The sequence below is a fragment of the Myxococcus vastator genome (genome assembly GCF_010894475.1).
Lineage (GTDB): Bacteria > Myxococcota > Myxococcia > Myxococcales > Myxococcaceae > Myxococcus > Myxococcus vastator.
This window is the reverse complement of the sequence record NZ_JAAIYB010000705.1, coordinates 1-2,795: the sequence shown is the minus strand read 5'-3', so window position 1 is coordinate 2,795 and position 2,795 is coordinate 1. Positions and strand designations below refer to the sequence as shown.

Genomic DNA, 2,795 nt, shown 5'->3' with positions numbered 1-2,795 from the left:
CAGTGGCCAAGGGGCATCCGTCCGCACAGGGGGGCATGGCACGCCGACGGAGTCCCCCTTGCCGCCTTCGCCTGCTGGCCCGCCAGCATCCCTTCCTTCCTGGCGGGAGCAGATGTTTAAAGGGGTGCCTTTCAGACGTCTGCGACGCGGGCGAGGACACACTCGCCGGGATCCGGTTCGACAATGCGACCGGCTTCGTCGTCAGCAGCCGGTTCTTCAACATCCGGCAGGGAGACGGCACCAGCGGCTGTCAGGAGGGCATTGGCATCTTGATTGACAATCAGGATTCCATGGGCCCGATTCAGTTCGTCGGTGTGCAGGACAACCTCATGGTGGGGTACCAGAAGGCCGGCGTCGTGGCGACTGGCAATGTCACGGTGAACATCGCCGCGAACCGGTTCGTGGGCGATGGACCCGTTGACTATATCGCTCAGATTGGGGTCCAGGTCGGGTTTGGCGCCACCGGCCAGATCGTCAACAATCAAATCACCGGGCACTCCTACACCGGCAGCGACGTGGCAAACGGCATCCTCATCTACGGGGGGGAGCTGTATGGAGGCCCGTTGTCCTTCGACGTCCTCATTGAAGGCAACCAACTGTTCAACAATGACATCGGCGTCTACCTGTCCCAGGGAGATGCGAATGGAGACCCGCCGGAGGTACAGACGGACATCCAGGTCGTGGACAACCTGCTCCACTTCGACGGTGTGACGAATGGCTTCGTCTACCAGGCCGGTATCTCGGACCTGGGCACGGGCAATGTCATCCACTCCAACATCATCACCGGCTCGGGGTATGACCCGGCCACCCTCCCCGGCTCCACCTTCGCCGTGGATGTGCTCGCGGGTCCCCCCGCGGGCCTTGCCTTCCTCACGCCGCCGCGGCAGGTCCCCGTGGGGCTCTGCTCCGGCCCCCTCATCGTCCAGACGCAGGATGCGAACGGGAACCTGGTCGTCGCTCCCACGACGACCTTCGACATCATCTCAGCGGGCCCTGCCTCCTCCGGCGTCCAGTTCTACGCGGACTCCGATTGCGCGGGCCCCCCGGTGACGACGCTCGACCTGGACAACCCCCAGGCCCAGGGCCGCTTCTACTTCCGGGCCACCACGCCGGGCAGCCTCTTCGTCCTCGTCTTCAATGAGAACTGGGCACAAGTCCAGACGCAGCAGGTCTTCAGTCCGATGAATGCGTGGCAGGCTCCAGAGCCACCGCGCGCCAGCGTCCCACGGCTGGAACCGCAACGCTGACATGACGCCCGGGTGGCCAGACGGCGCTCCCACGCGCTGACCACCCGCCGCAATAGACATACAAATACAACTCACCATCAAGACAGCACTGAGGAAATGTCACCGCATCCCTGGTCCTGGGAGGCGCTCCCTGGGCGCTCGGATGCGGAATCCAAGACACCTCTCAGGCAGATACATTTCAACTGTCGCATTGAAAGTGACCGAAGCGACCTTGGGGAGGGGTTTGCCATGAAGGGCTCCTTCCCCAGTTTGCCCGAGGTCCGTCAATCTCATTCAAGCAAAGAGACCGTGAAGCACGGCTCACCGCGCGTGAGTGAGGGCTCCCGACGGGCCTCGAAAGGAGAAGCGAATGCACCGGTTGGGCGTATGGTTGGCCTCATGGATGGTCATGGTGGGGGCTGTTGGCGGCGCCGCGGCCTTGGCCGCGCAGGCGGAAGCACCGCCCCCCACGGCGGTAGTTGGCAGTGACGAAGTCGTCTCCTCCGAGCGCGTCCCCGTCACGACGAGTTGGATCTACCGCGATGCCATGGAAGCACCGTGGCAGGACTACTCCTGGGCGCCCCACTCGCTCACCAACACCGCCCCCGTCGCGGCGGGGCGCTACTCCATCTCCGTGACGATGCGCGCCTGGGAGGCGCTGTATTTCAATACATCGCCGCTCACCTCGAACGCGGGCATGACGCTCACCCTGCGCGTGCATGGCGGGGTGGCCGGCAACAACGCGGTGGTGCTGACCCGGGCCGTGGTGAATGGCGTCTTCACGCCCGGCACCGAGCTGGGGCCGTACTGCACCGGCGGTCGCATCCGCGCCAACACCTGGGCGACGTGCACCGTCCCCATCTCCCTCCTGGCGCCGCAGGGGGCACAGGTGACGGGCCTGGTGCTCCAGGAAGGCCGAGGACAGGGCCTGCCCACGCTGTACTTCGACGAGCTGAGCGTGCGGGGCATCCCCGCGCCGCCGCCGCCGAGCGGCAAGTGGGTGTCGGGCTACTACACCGGCTGGAACGCGGACCTGTACCCGCCGGAGAAGGTGGACTTCTCCGCGCTCACGCACATCCTTGTCGGCCGCGTCACCCCCAATCCGGATGGGACGGTGAACACCCAGTTCGACAACTCGAATGGCCCGGCCATCGCGCGGACGCTGTCCATGCGGGCGCACGCGGCCGGACGCAAGGCCATCATCATGGTGGGCGGCGCGGGTGAGCACGACGGCTGGGTGGGCGCGGCGTCCGACGCGAACCGCGCCCGGTTCGTCCAGAGCCTGCTCAACGCGGTGGATACCTTTGGCTATGACGGCCTGGATATCGACTGGGAGCCGGTGGAACAGGCGGACAAGCCGGCGTTGCTCGCGCTGATACAGGCGCTGCGCGCGGCCCGGCCGCAGATGCTGCTCACCATGCCCATTGGCTGGGTCAACAGTAAGGGCCCGATCAGAAATTACTTATCCGAATTGGGCTTGAGGACGTAGTTCCAGTCCCCATGAAAGTCTGAGCGGACGAGGCGGAGTTGATGCATGGCTGCCTGAGAGACGCTGACTCCCGTGCGGTA

At 65.3% G+C, this 2,795-nt stretch carries 2 protein-coding genes; both read left to right on the top strand.

Annotation, left to right across the window (positions count from 1 at the left end):
• The first annotated feature begins 269 nt into the window (after positions 1 to 269).
• The gene (locus tag G4D87_RS36325; RefSeq protein WP_240358893.1) at positions 270 to 1,247 is read left to right on the top strand and encodes a right-handed parallel beta-helix repeat-containing protein; all 978 of its coding nucleotides are present in this window, start codon (positions 270 to 272) and stop codon (positions 1,245 to 1,247) included.
• 388 nt (positions 1,248 to 1,635) lie between these two features.
• Positions 1,636 to 2,715 (top strand): glycosyl hydrolase family 18 protein, encoded by a 1,080-nt coding sequence (locus G4D87_RS36320; RefSeq protein ID WP_371928655.1) that lies wholly within the window; start codon positions 1,636 to 1,638, stop codon positions 2,713 to 2,715.
• The last annotated feature ends 80 nt before the right edge of the window (positions 2,716 to 2,795 follow it).

Excerpts from the sequence above, each read along its gene's own strand:
- G4D87_RS36320 (WP_371928655.1), top strand. The coding sequence starts at position 1,636 with ATGGTGGGGGCTGTTGGCGGCGCCGCGGCCTTGGCCGCGCAGGCGGAA.